The 16696-nt window shown below is 59.7% G+C and carries 16 protein-coding genes; 7 read left to right on the plus strand and 9 right to left on the minus strand.

Going from position 1 to position 16696, the window contains the following annotated elements; genetic code table 11:
* Positions 1-37: 37 nt before the first annotated feature.
* The 3 genes from G442_RS0108835 to G442_RS0108845 all read right to left on the minus strand — a co-directional run bounded on the left by G442_RS0108835 (position 38) and on the right by G442_RS0108845 (position 4522).
* Positions 38-1510, minus strand: coding sequence for a cytochrome-c peroxidase (locus G442_RS0108835; RefSeq protein WP_307188546.1), 1473 nt, complete (start codon positions 1508-1510; stop codon positions 38-40).
* Positions 1413-3164, minus strand: coding sequence for a phospholipase C (locus G442_RS21520; protein WP_084440462.1), 1752 nt, complete (start codon positions 3162-3164; stop codon positions 1413-1415). Before G442_RS21520 ends, G442_RS0108835 begins: the two co-directional genes overlap by 98 nt.
* A gap of 944 nt (positions 3165-4108) precedes the next feature.
* On the minus strand, positions 4109-4522 hold the full coding sequence (locus tag G442_RS0108845; protein WP_026397712.1) for a lytic transglycosylase domain-containing protein: 414 nt from the start codon (positions 4520-4522) through the stop codon (positions 4109-4111).
* A 146-nt stretch (positions 4523-4668) separates the two neighbouring features.
* Between G442_RS0108845 and gspG the strand changes: the two genes are divergently transcribed.
* The gene (gene gspG, locus G442_RS0108850) at positions 4669-5109 is read left to right on the plus strand and encodes a type II secretion system major pseudopilin GspG (RefSeq protein WP_026397713.1); all 441 of its coding nucleotides are present in this window, start codon (positions 4669-4671) and stop codon (positions 5107-5109) included.
* Positions 5110-5116: 7 nt separating this feature from the next.
* Here gspG and G442_RS0108855 read toward each other — a convergent pair whose 3' ends face one another.
* The 5 genes from G442_RS0108855 to G442_RS25030 form a co-directional block, all read right to left on the minus strand.
* Complete coding sequence (locus tag G442_RS0108855) at positions 5117-5935, minus strand: type II secretion system protein GspK (RefSeq protein ID WP_051292127.1); 819 nt, start codon at positions 5933-5935, stop codon at positions 5117-5119.
* Positions 5928-8249, minus strand: coding sequence for a type II secretion system secretin GspD (gene gspD, locus G442_RS0108860; protein WP_051292128.1), 2322 nt, complete (start codon positions 8247-8249; stop codon positions 5928-5930). The genes G442_RS0108855 and gspD overlap by 8 nt, the downstream gene beginning before the upstream one ends.
* A gap of 40 nt (positions 8250-8289) precedes the next feature.
* A complete protein-coding gene (gene gspM / locus G442_RS21525; protein ID WP_051292129.1) occupies positions 8290-8925 on the minus strand; it encodes a type II secretion system protein GspM in 636 nt (211 codons plus the stop codon).
* A 7-nt stretch (positions 8926-8932) separates the two neighbouring features.
* On the minus strand, positions 8933-9904 hold the full coding sequence (locus G442_RS0108870) for a PilN domain-containing protein (protein WP_146882198.1): 972 nt from the start codon (positions 9902-9904) through the stop codon (positions 8933-8935).
* A 345-nt stretch (positions 9905-10249) separates the two neighbouring features.
* Positions 10250-11029, minus strand: coding sequence for a prepilin peptidase (locus G442_RS25030; protein ID WP_035376396.1), 780 nt, complete (start codon positions 11027-11029; stop codon positions 10250-10252).
* 53 nt (positions 11030-11082) lie between these two features.
* Here G442_RS25030 and G442_RS21530 point away from each other — a divergent pair, with 53 nt between their 5' ends.
* Genes G442_RS21530 through G442_RS0108900 form a run of 5 tightly spaced genes read left to right on the plus strand, consistent with a single transcriptional unit; the run spans position 11083 to position 15522 of the window.
* Complete coding sequence (locus G442_RS21530) at positions 11083-12780, plus strand: GspE/PulE family protein (protein WP_035376397.1); 1698 nt, start codon at positions 11083-11085, stop codon at positions 12778-12780.
* Positions 12777-14036: a type II secretion system F family protein gene (locus G442_RS0108885; RefSeq protein ID WP_051292130.1), complete on the plus strand. Its 1260-nt coding sequence runs from the start codon at positions 12777-12779 to the stop codon at positions 14034-14036. The genes G442_RS21530 and G442_RS0108885 overlap by 4 nt, the downstream gene beginning before the upstream one ends.
* Complete coding sequence (locus tag G442_RS23925) at positions 14020-14499, plus strand: prepilin-type N-terminal cleavage/methylation domain-containing protein (protein ID WP_051292131.1); 480 nt, start codon at positions 14020-14022, stop codon at positions 14497-14499. The genes G442_RS0108885 and G442_RS23925 overlap by 17 nt, the downstream gene beginning before the upstream one ends.
* Positions 14489-14908 carry a type IV pilus modification PilV family protein gene (locus tag G442_RS0108895; RefSeq protein WP_026397719.1) on the plus strand — a complete coding sequence of 140 codons (420 nt, stop codon included), beginning with the start codon at positions 14489-14491 and terminating at the stop codon, positions 14906-14908. Before G442_RS23925 ends, G442_RS0108895 begins: the two co-directional genes overlap by 11 nt.
* On the plus strand, positions 14905-15522 hold the full coding sequence (locus G442_RS0108900) for a prepilin-type N-terminal cleavage/methylation domain-containing protein (protein WP_051292132.1): 618 nt from the start codon (positions 14905-14907) through the stop codon (positions 15520-15522). The genes G442_RS0108895 and G442_RS0108900 overlap by 4 nt, the downstream gene beginning before the upstream one ends.
* Positions 15523-15611: 89 nt before the next feature.
* Here G442_RS0108900 and G442_RS26665 read toward each other — a convergent pair whose 3' ends face one another.
* Complete coding sequence (locus G442_RS26665) at positions 15612-15746, minus strand: hypothetical protein (protein WP_456303702.1); 135 nt, start codon at positions 15744-15746, stop codon at positions 15612-15614.
* Positions 15747-15855: 109 nt separating this feature from the next.
* On the opposite strand from G442_RS26665, the gene G442_RS0108915 reads away from it, so the two are divergent.
* The gene (locus tag G442_RS0108915; protein ID WP_146882204.1) at positions 15856-16593 is read left to right on the plus strand and encodes a hypothetical protein; all 738 of its coding nucleotides are present in this window, start codon (positions 15856-15858) and stop codon (positions 16591-16593) included.
* Positions 16594-16696 lie beyond the last annotated feature (103 nt).

Raw genomic sequence — 16696 nt, forward strand, 5'->3', positions numbered from 1 at the left:
TCCTGAACCTCATCTTCCGCGCCAATGAGCAACGCTGCTACGGAGCGGCGTGGCCCATCGTGGCCTCGCGATCCGTCAGGGTCTTGAGAAACGCTATGATCTCTGAACGTTCATCTTCGGAGATTCTAGGCTGATCCCCTAGCTTACGATCAAGTGGGGCATCTGTCGTATCCAGATTCGCTTGATATTGCGGAGGCAGATCGTCGTAAGCCCGCACGTTGCCCGATGAATCGCGACTATAAAATCTCTTGGGGTCGATATCGCGCAAAGCGTAAAATTCGAGAACCTTGTCCAGTGAATGGAAAACGCCGTTATGAAAAAAAGCTTTCCGCGTCGCCGAATTGCGAAGAGTTGGGGTCGCGAACATACCGCAATAAGCTGCAAGCTCGTTTCTCCCTGCGCTCCTGGCATCACAAACGCCAAGATCATAATAAGATGCGTCACGGTTCTTCAAAATATCTGAATTTCTCGGTGCGCCCAGAGCCTCATATTGATGATCGGTGAACAGCGGCGGCAAACCGTTCGCTTGAGGCGTATCGACATGACAGGCGGCGCAATTTCCTTTCTCCGGATCATTGAACAGCAAATACCCACGGCGCTCCAGAGCGGTGAACTTGGCGCGTCCCTCAAGCCAGGAGTCAAATTTGCTGGAATACGGATGGAAATCCTTTTCCTCGACCTGATATCGGGACAGCGCGAACATTGCCTCATCAAGCAGAAAATCCGGTGACTTTTCTCCTGAGACCCCCGCCATTTGTTTGAGCGCAGCTGTATAAGGGGCGTGATTAAGACGATTGAGCACTTTCTCACGCGTCGACGCCATTTCAACCGGATCGTAAAGAGGTCCAGTCGCCTGCTGCTGAAAAGTGTCTGCGCGCCCATCCCAGAACAACCCGCCCTGCGGCACAAGGTTGGCAGCCGAAGCCGCCGTGTTCGCTGCGCTCTTCGGTCCATGAGACGTTGTAGCCGACGCCGCCTGTATTTGCGGCGCGGTTTCCGCGAGAGGATCGTCAGGGCCGATGCTGAACGCTGGCTGGCGCTCCAGATACATCAGAGATGGAACAGCGCGGCGTCCCTGGCTCTTCATATCTGTCCCGCCAAGAAACACCGCGGCCACGCCCGACGGTCCATAATGATTCGCTGGATCATGGCAGGAGGCGCAGGACAGACGTCCAGATCCTGACAGGGCGGTGTCGTAAAACATCGCCCTGCCAATTTGCGCCATCGCAGACAATGGCCGGGAGTGCGGCCTATGCAACGCAACCGGGCACGGATTGGAGCCGTCAGAGCGGGGCTGACACGCCCCCCCCGCCTGAGCATGCGCCCCGGCGATGAAAAACGCCGTCAGGGCGGCGACGCAGTTCCACAGGAACCGCGTCTGTTTCGAGCAATCTCTCATTCCAGCCGAAAACTTACTGGAACTGCGGACCGAAAGGAGATTCGTCACCGCCGTGACCAAACCAGTGATGGTTGTGGTCGCCGTCGTCGTCATGACCGGAACGAAGCCCATCGTGGCGAATGTCGCCGGTTTCCGGATCCAGCAGCAAGGTGGCTTTCTGCGGTGGCCGGGTGAAGTCGAACATGTCATCCAGCTTGCCAGCCGTCGCATCAAAGGAGCCGCCGCCAAGACGTGCGCCCCCCAGCCAGTTGTCCTCGATGAAGCGGACCACAGAGCTTTGCGTCACCAGGTTATGAGCGACATAGTTGATCTTCGCCCACGGTGAAATCACCATCAGCGGAGTGCGTGTTCCAGGGCCGCAGCGCCCATTCACCGTCTTGCCCAGCACGCCCTCAGGAGCGTCTCCAGTTCCGCATGCGCCGTCGCCATTCAACTGGTCAGCCGAAGCTGCATAGGAGGAATGGGTCGGCTTGACGAAAGCGTGGTCATACCAGCCGTCAGAGTCGTCATACCCCACGATGATAGCCGTATCCCGCCACTCGGGGCGCTTCTGGATGAAGTTCACGAGCTTGACGATGCCCGCCTGTTCATCGAGCGGATCGGAGTAACCAGCGTGGCCGTCCTGATATGCAGGCATTTTGATAAACGAGACGGAGGGGAAGTTCTCCTTTTTTACGGCCTTGTAGAAGTCTTCAAGATCGTACTCGTGATTGGCGGGCTCTTTTTCCGAGCTGCCGGGGATGTAGGAATATCCGATCGTGCGATCTGACTTCGGCCGCGCATGGGTCGGATTCGACGTGCTGACGTAATACTGGAACCAGTTATGGTGCGGGATGTAGTCGGCGACACTCTCGGAAACAACTGATGAATAAGTCTGCCGTTTGCATCCGGTGGTGCCGTCGCTGTTCGTAGACCCCAGATCGAAGCCGCCCATGAAGCCGCCCCACGTGACGCCGCGATCATTCAGCAGATCGCCGATATTTTTGCTGGTCATCTGAACCTGATTCGTCGCAGACGAACAGGTGTCGTAAGCGGGGTCGATGTCGTTGACCATTGTCCAGCCGCCCTGCCCGTCGGCGACATAGGACGACGACTTGGCTTTTGTGCTGGGGCTTTGCGTTGTGGCGACAATTTTCATGCCGTTGGTTTGACCAGAGACGACTTCCAGCGCGCCAGGCGTCGAAGGACCGTATGTATCGGTGTAGGCGTTGTCGCTCATCGCGAAGCGCTGCGCATAATGCCACAAGGCCGTGACGGTGTTGCCGTCATAGTACCCCATGACCTGCCCCTTTGTGCCGAACGCTCCGACGCCTCCGGAAGTGCCCGAGCCGGTGTAAAGCGGAAACAGGTCAGCCTTTCCTGCGTCGTAGGCCATCTGCTCAGCCGTATACGCGTGATTTTGATCGGCTGTGCTGGCCTGCGACCTGTCCAGACGGAACGGCAACGCGGCGCCAGTCCCGTTTGCGGAGTTCGTGTTCGGGTTCTGCAGAAGCAGATCGTTGTTGCGCAGGTTGTTCACGCCGGGAGTTCCGGGAGCCGCTTTGAAGGACGGCTCGCCCGAAGCGTTCGTCGCGTAGGGGTACGTGGCGAAATAGTGATCGAAGGAAACGTTCTCCTGATAGATCACGACGATGTGCTTGATAGGCGTACGGGTATGCGCGAACGATTCCGGGGAGGGGCGACCCCACTGACCAGACCAGTCATCATGCGCCAGCGTAATTTGCGGCGTGAAGATCGAGAGTGACAACAGGGCGGATAGCGTCATCCGCGCGTGTTTTACGAACACAGTTCGCAACCTTTCATGATGGGGGAACCAGAGCGATCAACGCGTGAACAAGACGCATCATCGCTGGTCCCGAAAGATGACCCGGGAGTGGGGGACTCCTGATTCCGACGTGTCGCGGTCGACATTGAGCTTCTATCGATATCGCTCGCGTATTGAAGGCATCGGAGCCTGAGGCGTGAATAGGACGAGATAAAAAAATACTGTGTGATGATTCTGTTAAAATTCTACACAATTCGTTTATTTGACAATGGCTCTTAAATTGAAACACTCACGAAATAAGATATGACATTTTTATGATGATTTCGATACGTTCTATCTCATCTTTGCCCAATCCATTAAGGGAGCACACTGAATAGTTTGCAGAGTGCGACGCAGCAGATGTTAACGACACAAACCTTCTATTTCGCCGTTACGTCGCCAAGCTGTTAGGTGGCCCCCCTTTTCTGCAACGCGAAAATCTGTGCGCAAACATTCGGGCCCGGCGCCCGCCCGGCGTTCGCTCAAAAAAGTTCTCTGTGTAAAGTGTCGGATAACGCAGAAAAAATACTAACATCGCACGACACTCTGATTGCGCATGCGCCCGTCATGTGCTGGCCGATCAATTCCGCAACCGGGGACCAAGCAAGGACACAACCTTCAACAATTTGTAAATTATACTAACATAATCTATAATTGCCGCACTCCTTCCGATCGATCTACATGCAGACTACCTGGTCTCCGATCTAAACGGAGGTGACGCCTTCTCGTATGCCCGCGCCATGGCTCAGCATATGACATGGATCACAATGGACAGGTCATGGACGCCCCCCCCCCTCGCCTCTTCCTTATATACATATCGAAAAGAAAGAAGAGTTTTCACGGATCGTGTCCGCCATATCGCGACCTGTCGGCGCGCACGCGTCCACCAACCTTATGCAGGCGCGCTACTGCGCCGGCGGCGTTGGAAAAAGCCTTCGGGCCTGCTCCAGTATCTTTTTTTGGTAATCCTCGTTCAAGCCGTGCGTGTGCGAATGATAATCTCCGATGGCCTGCATAAGGTCGCCATGCGTCTCATCGAGGTATGTGCGTAGCACAACTGCCGACGCCGCCACGTTGAAACATCCGTCGGAAACCAGACGCGCCGCAGTCTGGACCGCAGGCATATGTGTTATTTTCGAAATCACTGAGACCCATCTGGTGTTTATCTGCATCAGGCCAAGATCGGACGATCCATCGGCGTTCCGGTGAACGACGCCATTCGCTCCACGCTCAACCTCCCATATCGTCGGGAAAACCCTGGGCGGGATGTCATAACGGATTGCTGCGGCGAGCACGCAGGCGAGCAGAGGCGCGGGCATGGGAAGTTCTTATAGAGGCATATTCTGTCGAATCGAAGGGCGCACATCATATTTCATAGTTCTTTAACAATTCTGCCCTGTCCCGCTACGGTTCGGTCGGTTTACTAACGTATCGGAATCGATACCGCGAAAGTTCTTTTACAGAAATGTCAAACCTCCCCGATCACCGGAACGAAGACGACGCCGGCTTCACGCTGCTGGAAATTCTCGTCGTGCTCGCTATCCTCGGCCTTCTCGTCGGGTTGGTCGCGCCTGCCGCGCTCCGGCAGTTGGGCGGGGCGCGCGTGTCCGTCGCGAAGCAATCAATCGCGCGAATTGGCTCTGTTCTCGACATGTACAAGCTGGATAATGGCGCCTACCCGACAACCGAAGACGGGCTGGACGCGCTCATTCATCGACCGTCGGCCGCCGAAAACTGGAACGGCCCCTACCTCAAGGACGCGACCGCGCCCCTCGACCCATGGCGGCATCCCTATACCTATCGTTCGCCGTCCGATCGAGAGAATCACGATTACGATCTTTGCTCTGCGGGCCCCTCCGGAAGCGCTCGAGACAGCGCTGGACGTGAAGAAATTTGCAATCCCTGATGCGCTTTCAATGTATGTCGTCCGTTTCCCAACGCATGACGCGCCAGGGAACGGGTCGCGCATCGGGCAGAAGCACGACCTCCGCATGACGGAGCATCGCGCCGTCGCCATATGAGACTTTCGCGTCGACGACGACCAGCGCCTCTTCGTCCTCAACATTCTCCGTCTGAACAGCCTGCCCCGGAATGACCAACCCTGCCTTGACGAGCGCCGCCCGGACGACGGGATCGCGCGTGAGGGACGATGTCGGCTGCATTTGCGCAAACGACATATGGGGGGCGAGCGCCTGCGCCAGTTCGCGCGTCATCCCCGGCACCGCAGCAAGATCGTCGAAAGTATGAAACGGCGCGCCAAGTGGAACGCAGCGACTTCCTTCCCCTCCCTGCGGCAATGGCGCCTGGTCCTGCAAATCCGGATTTTTCCAGGCAAAGATCGCATTTGCGAGCATTGTCGCCTTGTCCGGCGGTGCGCCGCTCGCCACCAGCAAAGCCTGCATCAACGTCACACTGACAGCATTCGGATTGATCTTATTGCGCTCGATGACGCTGCGGACCTGCACGGGACTTTTCTCATCGCCGGACGTTTTCCAGACGCCGTCAGCGCCACTTGCGCCTGTTGCGACCGAAAACAGTTCCGTCGTGATGGCGGCGTCCGCCATGGTCTCCAGTCTCGCTCGCTGAAGCGTCACTTCGCCAAGGCGTAACGCGGAACGGCCTGTCGAAAGAGTCTGGCTCACCAGCAATGCGAGAAAGCCAAGCATCCACAGGACCAGCAGCAGCGCAAACCCGCCCTCGTCGCCACGGCGGGTATCGCGGCGATCAGTCATTGAGGCCAATGCTATGCAGCACGCGGTGCTGCGGGTTATCGGACCCTGTCATCGGCATGACGTTCAGGTCGTGCGGCAACACAGCCGCACGAGGAAGCTGCTCCCGCAGATCCGCAGTCAGGGCGTATGCGTCTGTCTGATTGTGAATGACGTGCGGCGTGATCAGGACAAGAAGCTCCGTCCGTTCGCGGGTATTAGTCTGAGTTCCACCCAAAAGCCCAAGAATGGGCACGTCTTTTAGCCAAGGGATTCCTTGATTCCCTTTGTTCGATTTGTCCGAAATCAATCCAGCCAGTCCGACAGTTTGCCCATCCGAAATAACCACTCGCGATGTAACCATACGCTGGGAGAACGTAGGACTGTTGATCGTGCCGCTACCCGACGACGTCGTCGTAGACGCCACAGAACTGACCTGCTGTGAAATGTCGAGCGTGACCACTCCGCCATTGCTGACATGCGGGGTCACCTGCAGAATAACACCGGTCGGCTGGTAGCTGATGGAGTTCGTGATCGTCGAATTGGACGTCAGGACCCCGGTCGTGCTCCCGGTCAGATAGGGAACTTCATCGCCAACCATCAATGACGCCTGCTGGTTGTCCACAACCATCAGTTCAGGCGACGACAGGACGCGCACGGACGTCACCTCCTGCAACGCGTTGATGACGAACGGCGCTCCCCCTGCCCCATGGCCACCGATCACAAAGCCCGGGAAACTGCTCGACAATTCCGATGTCGCAAGATTACCCGAAGTCAGCGTCTGCGTGGCCGTGCTCAGGATGCCGTTGATGCCGCCGGATTTGAAAAAAAATTGAGTTCCGTATTGCAAGGTGTCGTTGAGAGTCACTTCGGCCACCGTTGCGTCCACCCTGACCTGCAACGGCATTATGTCCACCTTGCGCAACATGGACGAAACCGTCTCCGTCTCGCTCGCGGTGCCATAGACAAGGACGGCGTTGTTCTGCAGATCGGGAATTATCCGGATTTCGCTGTCGGCCGAACGGGTATCCGAAGAATTGCCAAGGCCGCCCAGAAGGGGATTGTTCGAAATGCTGTCCGATCCTTGTCCATTCTGGCCGCTGGCGTCCGATCCGCTGCTCCCCAGCGTCTGCCCCATACCCGTAGAGCCCGATGATCCGCCCAATAGCGAACTCGATTGAGCGCCGCTGGAAGCGCTCGACGAACCCAGACCGAGACCCGTTCCCCCGGATTGAACCGATGACATGAACTGGTTGCTGTTGTTGGCGTTCAGCTTGGACGAAGGCGTCGCCGTCACGTGATTGGGAGTGAACGCCTGCTGGAGGATATAGGCGATATCGTTCGCCCGCCCGTTCTGAAGGTAATAGACGTTCCATCTTCGCACCGTGCGACGGCGTTCCGCTTCGATAACGGAAAATACGCGTCGCGCGTTTTCGATCAACGACGACTGGGCGGCGATCACCATGACGGCCTCAATGCGCGGCATCGGCACGACCCGCAGCCTCTCCGCCATCGACTGGCCTTTCTTGCTGGACAAGGCTGTTTCCAGCGCAGTCGCCAACTCCTGCGCGTCGCCGCTCGTGGCAGGAAAAAGCGCGTAGGACTGTCCCGACAGCACATCCGTATCGAAAGCATGAACCAGTTCGACCAGCGTCGCGCGGGACGCTGGATCGCCCGTCACCACCACGGCGTTTCCTGACGGCGCGGCGACGATATGTCCGCCATTATGCAATATCGGTTGCACCGCTTTGGCCAACGCGTCCGCCGAGGTATATCGCAGCGAGACAACCGTTTCGCCGTCGTTCTGCTCCCCGCCAGGCGTTCCTGCGGCGGTGACGCGATAGACACCGTTCTCAAACACCAAAGCCGCTCCCGCCCCGGAAAGCGCAGCGCGAAGCACCGGCAGAAGCTGATCCTGCCGCACAGGCGTAGTGGTCTTGAGCGTGATCGACCCATGTACGCTGGAATCGACCAGATAATTGACATGCAAAAGCTGCCCAAGCACCTGATCGACGACGGCGCGGATATCAGTGTCGGCGAAATTGAGCGTAATATCCCCTGCACTGTCGCCCCCGACGCCACCGTTCGTCCGCCCGTCCGCGCGGCCATAGCTGACCATGCCCGTGCGGACGGGCGGTTGCGCACCAACGGCCCCGTCGATCCGCGGCGTTGCCCCGTTGTTGGCGCGCGGCGCCGGCAGCGCTCCCGGATGAGGCGCTTGATCGACGCATCCCGCCAGCAATGCTATCGAAAACAGACATGGCCACCGCGCCCCTGAACGACGACGAGGCCCGACCGGCATTTCGAGGGCGACGTGAAGAGAAATCGAATCGTTCAAGAGATCTCACCGAGCATATTCAGGAAATAAAAACAGGCAGTCATGGGCGCGCCTCGGTGCGGACGGCGGCAGGGCTGCGCAAGGCGATCACAGTCACGGACGCGTCGATCATGCGTCCATGACTGGCTTCGTCAGCCAACCGGGAACTGCCCGCCGATTGAATCTGCAGATCTTCCACAAGCAGCGCCGGAGAATCCGTGCTGCTCACAGTATCGAGAAATCGCACCAATGCAGGCCACGAGCCGGTCAGCGACGCCCTGACCGCCAGACGCTCAAAAACGCCCCGTCGAACCAAAGGCAACGGCTCCTGACTGCTCAACTGTATCTGCGCTGCTTGCCCTGCGGCTTCCACAAGTTCCTGCAGGCGCGCTTGCGCGGTCGCATCGGAATCCTCTCCGAGCAAAACGCCGCCTCTGCTTCCTTCCTCCGCCGCCCGGATCGCTTCCTCGTGCAAGCGCGGAATGGAAGCGACCAGCGCCCTCGTCCTGAAGAGAATATCCTGCTTGCCTTCGACGTGATCTTTCAGGTCGTCGTACAGTCCGGTCACGCCTGAGGCCAGAAGCCAAAGCAGCGTCAACGTGACTGCCGCCAATCCTATGGCGGTCAGCTTTCCGGCGCGGCCAACCGGCAGGCGCGCGGCAGGGAGCGAAGATGACGATGAAAGAGGAGACGCCATGTTCCGATCAGTTCGGCGCAGTCGCGGTGATCGTAAAAGCATCCGTATTCGTATCGGCCGAATGCGTCACCGGCCCTGAAAACGCTGCGTCCACGAACCCGGCCCGGTGCTCAAGCAAACCGATAAGCTGCGGCGCTTCGCGCGTCTGGCCCTGGGCCGTCACATGACGGTCACGCACGGTCAAGGCGGTCAGAAACGTGTCGTCCGGCAACGTCTCTGTCAGAGCCTTCAAAACGCCCATAGTGTCGCCAACGTTTTTTCGCTCATGCGTCACTGCGGATTGACCTGCGGTATAGAAGCTGATTTCACGTCGCAAGGCCTCGGCCCGCATCCGTTCCGGCGCAAGAGCCGCGATCGCGCCATCAACGCGCGCCATGACCACCGCCTGCGTGACGAACGGCGCGGCCAGAAGCGCGCCGCACAAGACTGGCGCACCGATCCGCAACGCCAGACGGGGTCGCGCAGCGGGGCGCTCCAGTGGAATTTCCACAGATTCGCCACGCTCATCGCGCCCCACGAGGCCGACCGGAATCAAACCGCGTTCCCCGAGCTGCAGAAGAGCCTTCTCAAAGACAAATTTGGGAGCATATACTATCAAAAACATGGTCCCCGCACCTGAGGCGACGACCTCCTTCGGACAAGCGACCCACGCCGTCTCTGCAGCGTCAAACGGGGTCAGTCGATCGAATTCATAAGTCAGAAAACCAGCGGCATCCGATACTGCGGCCGCAGGGACCAGCGCCAGCCGCGACAGAGCGCCGCCTTCCGGCAATGCGAGCCTTACCTCTCCCCTCCGCCAACCCCTGCTGAGTTTTCCGGCTTTCCGCGCCCCAAAGGCGACGATCTCGTCCAGAACGCTCTCTTCCAGGCGCCCGTCTCGTCCTATTGAGACGATTACGCCTCTCTGACCCCTACCACGCCACGACGGAGGAAGACACTCGCGCAACTGCCCCCCCCACCATTCAACGAACCCTTTCAAGCCGCTTCTTCCGATGGAGGACGCGCTACTCATCATTGAGAGAACTGACCTCAACCTTTCTCGAGCGACCGAAGAACGCGCAGGGTGTGCCGACAACATTCTCCCCGGCTGCTTCCGGGGACAACGACGCCGCTGGATACCACCGCCCCGCAATCATCGAACAGGCATGATATATGATATATTTATGACACATTAACGAAGAGTCTGGTCCCATGTCAGACGCTCTTCTAAATCACTCCACACATGCGCTCCCTGACCCACCGCCTCAACATCTCCAAAACAGGCGGATCGCCTGCCGTCGTCGCTCGGCAAATCGGCGAACGCTTCCTCACGCCGTCACGACCGTCAGAGCGCCAGTCTCACAATCCAGATGGCCGCGGCAAGCGAGGGGCCGAAGGGCAGCATCATCGTCGCGCTTACGCGCCCCCCACGAAAGATTCCTCCCAGCGCGGCGAGAAGTCCGAAACACGATGCGAGCAGAAGAACGAGCGACAGGTGGCTGCACCCTACCCACGCTCCACCCACCCCCAACAACTTCGCGTCACCCCCTCCCAGGCCGATACGGCCGCGCAACCGCCGATACGCCACACCCAGCAAAAGCAGCCCCGCCCACCCGAGCGCCGCCGCCAAAGCACGATCACCCGCCGCATCGACGTCGCCGGAAAGAACCGCTTCGAGCAAACCGACGATCAACAAAGGCAATGTCAGAACGTCTGGCAACCTGAAGCAAATGACGTCGATCCAGGCCAGCGCCAACAGCACCCACCCCAAAACGCAATCGAACCAAAACGTGACAGGATCCATGGACCAAAGCCCAAGAGGGTCCGCCCTGTGCAGCGCCGCGTATCCAGCCAGCGCCGACAAGGGAGGAAGAAAAGCAGCCAGTTCTACATAAAGATGTTGCGGATCGACGTTGGCGCCACAATGGCGACAACGCCCCTTCTGGACAAGCCACGACAGGATCGGCGCCAAATCACGCGCGCCAAGCTTCGTCTGGCACGTTTCACAATGGGAACGACTGACCGCGAACGGTTCGCCACGTGGAATGCGCCGAATCAGCACGCCAAGAAAACTTCCTATGAACGGCGCGATGAGAAACGGAATACAAAGAGCTGGATCAGGCATGACGCGTCGGACACTGCGCCCACAGTTTTCATACGACAAGAGCCAATTGTTTGATGAGCACGCTCGCGTCATCAGGTGACCAGCGCCTTGCCGACGCGCTGCTCTCCACAGGCGCAAGCGACATCCGCGCGCTGGACCGCGCCAGAAGTGTCGCGGCCGATAGCGGACAGCTGCTGCACGCCGTGCTGCTGCAACTCGGCCTCGTCAGCGAAGGCGGACTGGCCTCGGCGTACGCCTCCATTTTAGAGCGGGCCATAATCGGTCCGACTGAGCTGGAACAGATCGACGAGCCGCTGTTTTCCGACCGACTCAGCAGCCGTTTCTTGAAACAGGCTCGTGCGCTACCGATTAATCAACACGAACGCACCCTGCGCCTCGTCATGGCAAATCCTTTCGACGACTACAGCGCCGCCGCGATCCGTCTTGCCACCGGGTGCGAGGTCATACGCGACGTTGCGACGGGGGCAGATCTGGAAGCAGCGCTCAACCGCCTTTATCCGGAAGACGATGAGAGTGAAGACACAGACGGATCGCACACGAATCACGACCCCGCCGAGGAAGACGCCGATCGCCTGAAAGACCTCGCCAGCGAGGCGCCCATCATCAGACTTGTAAACCAGATCATCTTCCGCGCTGTCGAGACGCGGGCTTCGGATATCCATATCGAACCGTTCGAGGATCGTCTCGTCGTGCGATACCGTTATGACGGCGTGCTGCATGAAGTGGACAACCAGCCGCCGCGCACCACTGCCGCGCTGATTTCTCGCATCAAGATCATGGCGAAGCTGGACATCGCCGAACGGCGCCTGCCGCAGGATGGGCGAATCAAGCTCGCCGTTCGCGGGCACGAGGTCGATTTCCGTGTCTCCACCGTGCCGTGCCTGCACGGAGAAATCGCGGTGTTGCGCGTGCTCGACCGCACCACCGTCAGCTTCGACTACGCCCGCCTTGGCCTCGCCCCGGAAATCGTCGCCTCGTTTCGCGACGCGCTGGAATTGCCCAACGGCATCGTGCTGGTGACAGGCCCGACCGGCAGCGGCAAGACCACGACGCTTTACACGGGCCTTTCCGGAATCAACGCGGTCGATCGTAACGTGGTGACAATCGAGGATCCGATCGAATACCAACTCGCCGGAATCAACCAGATTCAGGTGAGACCGGTCATCGGCCTGAACTTCGCCAGTCTTCTGCGCGCGATCCTTCGTCAGGATCCCGACGTGATCATGGTCGGCGAAATCCGCGACATTGAAACCGCGCAAATCGCCGTGCAGGCGGCGCTGACGGGGCATCTGGTGCTCTCGACGCTGCACACGAACTCCGCAGCCGCCGCCATCACCCGACTGCGCGACATGGGACTGGAGGATTACCTGCTGACCGCCGTCCTGCGCGGCATCCTGGCGCAACGGCTGGTGCGGCGCCTGTGTCAGACCTGCCGCCATCCAGAGATCGCCTCTCCCGAACTGGCCCGCCGCTTCGCACTGGACGCCACGCACCAGCACACGCTGTGGCGCGCCGTCGGCTGCCCTGAATGCCGTCATACCGGATATCGTGGACGAAGCGCCATCGCGGAATTCCTTCGCCCCTCCCCTGCCGTCACACGCCTGATCCTCTCCGGCGCCGATCACGAACAGATCGAGAGCGCCGCAGTTTCGGAAGGGATGGTCACGATGTTTCAGGCCGGGCTTCGTGCGGCCCTGGCAGGGGAGACCACGATCGAGGAAGTCAGCCGCATCGTCGGTGGCGGCGAGTGAGCGAAGCCGCGCCCGCCGTCAACGGGTCCTCACGCTGGACCTACCGCGCGCTGGGTTCGGATGGCGGCGTCACGACCGGAGAAATTGTCGCGAGCACCGAACAGCAGGCTCTGACTCTGCTGAAGCGGCGAAAGCTCACGCCGCTGCTGGTCGCGCCAGCGTCGCGCGGCGGCGCGTTGCGATCGGGGCTGGGCGGATGGCTGGCCCGACGGCGCGACCCGGTACTGCGTCCAAAAGCGTTGACCGAGTTCACACGGCAACTTGCGACCATGCTCTCCGCTGGCCTCGATCTTGACCGGGGGCTGCGTTTCCTTGCCGAAACGTCGCCACAGCCACAGGCCGCCCGCGCCATCGGCCTGATCCGCGACAAGGTCCGCGACGGCGGCTCCTTCGCCGAAGCCCTTGAAGCGTCGCCGCGCAGTTTTTCACGCCTGTATGTGGGGTTGGTGAAAGCCGGAGAAGCGGGCGGCGCTTTAAAAGATTCTCTCCTGCGCCTCGCCGATCTTCTCGAACGCGAACGCAAGATGACCGCGACGATCCAATCGGCCATGATCTACCCAACGGTCCTGATGATTGCGTCGGTATTCTCCGTGGTCCTCCTTCTCACCCATGTCCTGCCGCAGTTCACGCCCCTGTTCGCCGAAAACGGCGCGGCGCTTCCAACCCCGACAAAAATCGTCATCGCGTCGGGCGATTTTCTCAGCGCGTGGGGCGTTTACATGCTCGCCGGACTGGTCGGCGCAATCGTCGCCATGCGCGCCGCCCTGCAACGTCCCGACATTCGCCTGGCCGTCGACCGCGCATTGCTGCGGGTTCCGATATTTGGAACCCTGATCCGCGAAATCATGGCGGCGCGCCTGACCCGCACGCTGGGAGCCCTGATGCGAAACGGGGTGCCGCTGGTCGGCGCCCTGCGCATAACAGAAGGCGTGATCGGCAACCGTGTCGGCGCGGCCGTGATCGCCGACGCCACCCGCGCAGTGCGTGAAGGCGGCAGCCTGGCGGCGGCGCTGGAGCGCGGCCGGGTTTATCCCGTCGCCATGACGCATTTTCTTCATGTCGGCGAAGAGACCGCGCAACTCGCCGCGATCTGCCTCAAGGCCGCCGACATTCATGAAGAGGCGAGCCGCGTCACCATCCAGCGCCTTCTTGCAATTCTGGTGCCCGCAATCACCATCGTCATGGGCGTCCTTGTCGCAGGGATCGTCTCGGCGCTGCTGCTCGCCATGTTGAGCCTCAATGACCTTGCGCAGTGAAATCGCCCAGTCGCGACTGCCGTCCCCAGACAGCGGCTTCACCCTGCTGGAGGTCATGGTGGTTCTTGTCATCGCCGGATTGCTGCTTGGCGTGGCTGTCGAACGCGGTCCATTCCACAGCGACACCGTCACATTCGGCGCGGCGAAAACGCAGGCCCTGTCCATTCTCCAGAACGCAAGGGGCGCCGCCATGACCAGCGGTCAGCCCACCGTCGTCGCGTTCGACGCAAGCCGCCGCGAATTCGTGACGCGCACGGGTAGGCGCGAACGGATCGATCGCCTGACCGGCCCTGTCACCATGACCATTCCAACTTCGGAAGGGAGCGCTGCAGCGCAAGGCGAGATGCTGTTCGACGCGAACGGCGCGACATCCGGCGCCCCGTTTTTGCTCACCCTCGGGCAAAGAGCCGTTCTGTTCACGACAAGCCCCGCGACCGGACGGGTTCTTGTCCATGCGCCGTGATCCTTCAACCTTCAGGCGGTCGCGGCCTGACGCGGGCTTCACGCTTCTGGAAGTCGTCGTGGCGCTTATGATCGCCAGCATGGCGCTGGCCGTGATGTTCGGCGCCATGGAGACGGGCCTTTCCGGGAGCAAGCAGGCCGACATGAGCCTGCGCGCAGTGTCCGTCGCCCGCTCGCAACTCGACGCCATGCTTGCGTCACCGCGACTGCATCCGGGCACGAATGATTACGTCGTCAATGGCGATTACAGGACATTTGTCGAAATTCGCCAGATATCGACCGGCGGCGGCCACTCTGACGAAGAAAAACTCGGTCTCTACACGGTGGATGTGACGGTCGACTGGGGAGCACTCCACCACTCCGTCAAGCTTTCCGGACGGGCGGTGCGCCCGGCGACGGCGACAGAATGACGAAAGACCGCACACACGCCCAAGGTTCGGGCGACGCCGGATTCACCTTGCTCGAAATCATCGTCGTCACACTTGTCTTCGCACTTCTTTCGACCGCGTTATGGCAAGGAAGCGCCACAGGGGTTCGCGGGTGGGCGCTTGAACAAAGAACATTCGAGAACATGAACGAACTTCAGGGTATGGAAGATACGCTACGGCGCATCGTGAGCCGTGCGGAACTGTCAGATCCAGGGCTCCCACCGGCTTTCACAGGCGCAAACGATCGACTCAGCCTGATCTCATGGCTTCCGCAACAGAACGGATACGCACACGAAATCGAAGCTGGCGTCGGCGTGGACGCCGAGCATCGCCTAGTGTTGCGCTGGCGTCTCTACCGCCGCGCGCGCTGCGGAACGGCGGAGCAAACCTTTCACGAAGAAATTCTGGCGCGAAACATCCAGTCGATCACGATGTCCTATTACGGACGAAAGGACACTTATCACGGCTGGCGGAGCGACTGGTCTCGCCCGGATCTTCCATTACTTATCCGGATTCATATCGCACCGATGGCGACCGGCGCTCAATGGCCAGACATATTGATCCGCCCGAATCTGGCGACCGCCGAGTCTTCATAAGGCATTTAAAATACATGCATTTACAAATTTTTTTAGCGCAAGATAATGTAGAGCTTTCGTTGTTTCTTCATTATCTTCCTGACAGAAATTTAACTAGATATTCCACGAACAGAAAGACGCAACGTCGCTTCAAGGCCGGACGCGGCTTGAGCCATCATGCCTTCACGGGCGGGGAGCGCGCTTTCGTTCGCCATCCGCACAGGACGTGCCTGATTCAACAGCATGGCAGAACGGAAGGGTCCAAAATGTCGCAACCTGTTTGGGGGCGCCTGCCGCCGCACCATACAGACCAATATCGGCATGGGCGTCGGCTGAGCCGCGATCCTGATCGGCATGAACCTGCTGGGCGCGCAGAGTGATGATGGCGACGTCGCTGCACAATGTCTCGACCCTGGCTGGACTGGCGAACGCGGGTCGGTTGCTGCATTTCGACGAAAACAGCCCGAACAAGGAAACGAAAACCAGATGAATGTTCCATGGTTAATCGTCGTTCTCGCCGCAGCCCAGCTTTCCGTCGCCTGCGCGCGAGCCGAGGCGCCCGATCATCGCCCTCCGCCCGCACACGGCCCGGGCCACGTGGCAAGTAGCGCCCCGCTCCGTTCTGCAGATGGACAAACCTCGTCGGAAACACCCGAGTCAGGCCTCAATGCGGATGATGCTTCAACGGAAGCGACGGACGCTGGCTCGTCGGAGGAGCCCCTCAGCGCCGTCGCTTTGCTGGATCGCCCTCTGTTCGAACCCGATCGGCGACCGAAAGGCGACGCCGCGCAGGCACGTGGCGCCTTGAGATTGACCGGCATTGTCGGACGGGACGGACGCTGGACCGCCATCTTTCATGACGGCCCGGCAGACTCGCGCAGCAAGCCACGGGTCGTTGGGCAAACGATCAATAACTGGACCGTCACAGCAATCACCGGAAAAGACGTGACACTGCATCGTGATTCAGAAACGACATCGCTCGCGCCTACATTTCTGTCCTCAGGGGCCGCTCCGACTGATGAGAAGAAAGCCAATATCCACGCCGTCAAAATTCTCAAGGCCAGGAAGACAGATCCCCACCTCGCCTGGTGATTGACGCTACAGTCCGCTCCTTATCAGGAATGATAGCGAAATGTCGTGCGACGCGAAGACATCAGAACAGTTTCCTGAAACCACATTTCTTGATCAGTAATAG

This window comes from Acetobacter nitrogenifigens DSM 23921 = NBRC 105050, assembly GCF_000429165.1.
GTDB classification, from domain to species: Bacteria; Pseudomonadota; Alphaproteobacteria; order Acetobacterales; family Acetobacteraceae; genus Acetobacter; species Acetobacter nitrogenifigens.

What these genes read in the sequence shown, in the direction of transcription:
- G442_RS0108835 (WP_307188546.1), bottom strand. Translation starts at nt 1,510, where the DNA reads ATGGGCTTCGTTCCGGTCATGACGACGACGGCGACCACAACCATCACT.
- G442_RS21520 (WP_084440462.1), bottom strand. Translation starts at nt 3,164, where the DNA reads ATGACGCTATCCGCCCTGTTGTCACTCTCGATCTTCACGCCGCAAATT.
- G442_RS0108845 (WP_026397712.1), bottom strand. Translation starts at nt 4,522, where the DNA reads ATGCCCGCGCCTCTGCTCGCCTGCGTGCTCGCCGCAGCAATCCGTTAT.
- gspG (WP_026397713.1), top strand. Translation starts at nt 4,669, where the DNA reads ATGTCAAACCTCCCCGATCACCGGAACGAAGACGACGCCGGCTTCACG.
- G442_RS0108855 (WP_051292127.1), bottom strand. Translation starts at nt 5,935, where the DNA reads ATGACTGATCGCCGCGATACCCGCCGTGGCGACGAGGGCGGGTTTGCG.
- gspM (WP_051292129.1), bottom strand. Translation starts at nt 8,925, where the DNA reads ATGGCGTCTCCTCTTTCATCGTCATCTTCGCTCCCTGCCGCGCGCCTG.
- G442_RS25030 (WP_035376396.1), bottom strand. Translation starts at nt 11,029, where the DNA reads ATGCCTGATCCAGCTCTTTGTATTCCGTTTCTCATCGCGCCGTTCATA.
- G442_RS21530 (WP_035376397.1), top strand. Translation starts at nt 11,083, where the DNA reads ATGAGCACGCTCGCGTCATCAGGTGACCAGCGCCTTGCCGACGCGCTG.
- G442_RS23925 (WP_051292131.1), top strand. Translation starts at nt 14,020, where the DNA reads ATGACCTTGCGCAGTGAAATCGCCCAGTCGCGACTGCCGTCCCCAGAC.
- G442_RS0108895 (WP_026397719.1), top strand. Translation starts at nt 14,489, where the DNA reads ATGCGCCGTGATCCTTCAACCTTCAGGCGGTCGCGGCCTGACGCGGGC.
- G442_RS0108900 (WP_051292132.1), top strand. Translation starts at nt 14,905, where the DNA reads ATGACGAAAGACCGCACACACGCCCAAGGTTCGGGCGACGCCGGATTC.
- G442_RS26665 (WP_456303702.1), bottom strand. Translation starts at nt 15,746, where the DNA reads ATGCTGTTGAATCAGGCACGTCCTGTGCGGATGGCGAACGAAAGCGCG.
- G442_RS0108915 (WP_146882204.1), top strand. Translation starts at nt 15,856, where the DNA reads ATGAACCTGCTGGGCGCGCAGAGTGATGATGGCGACGTCGCTGCACAA.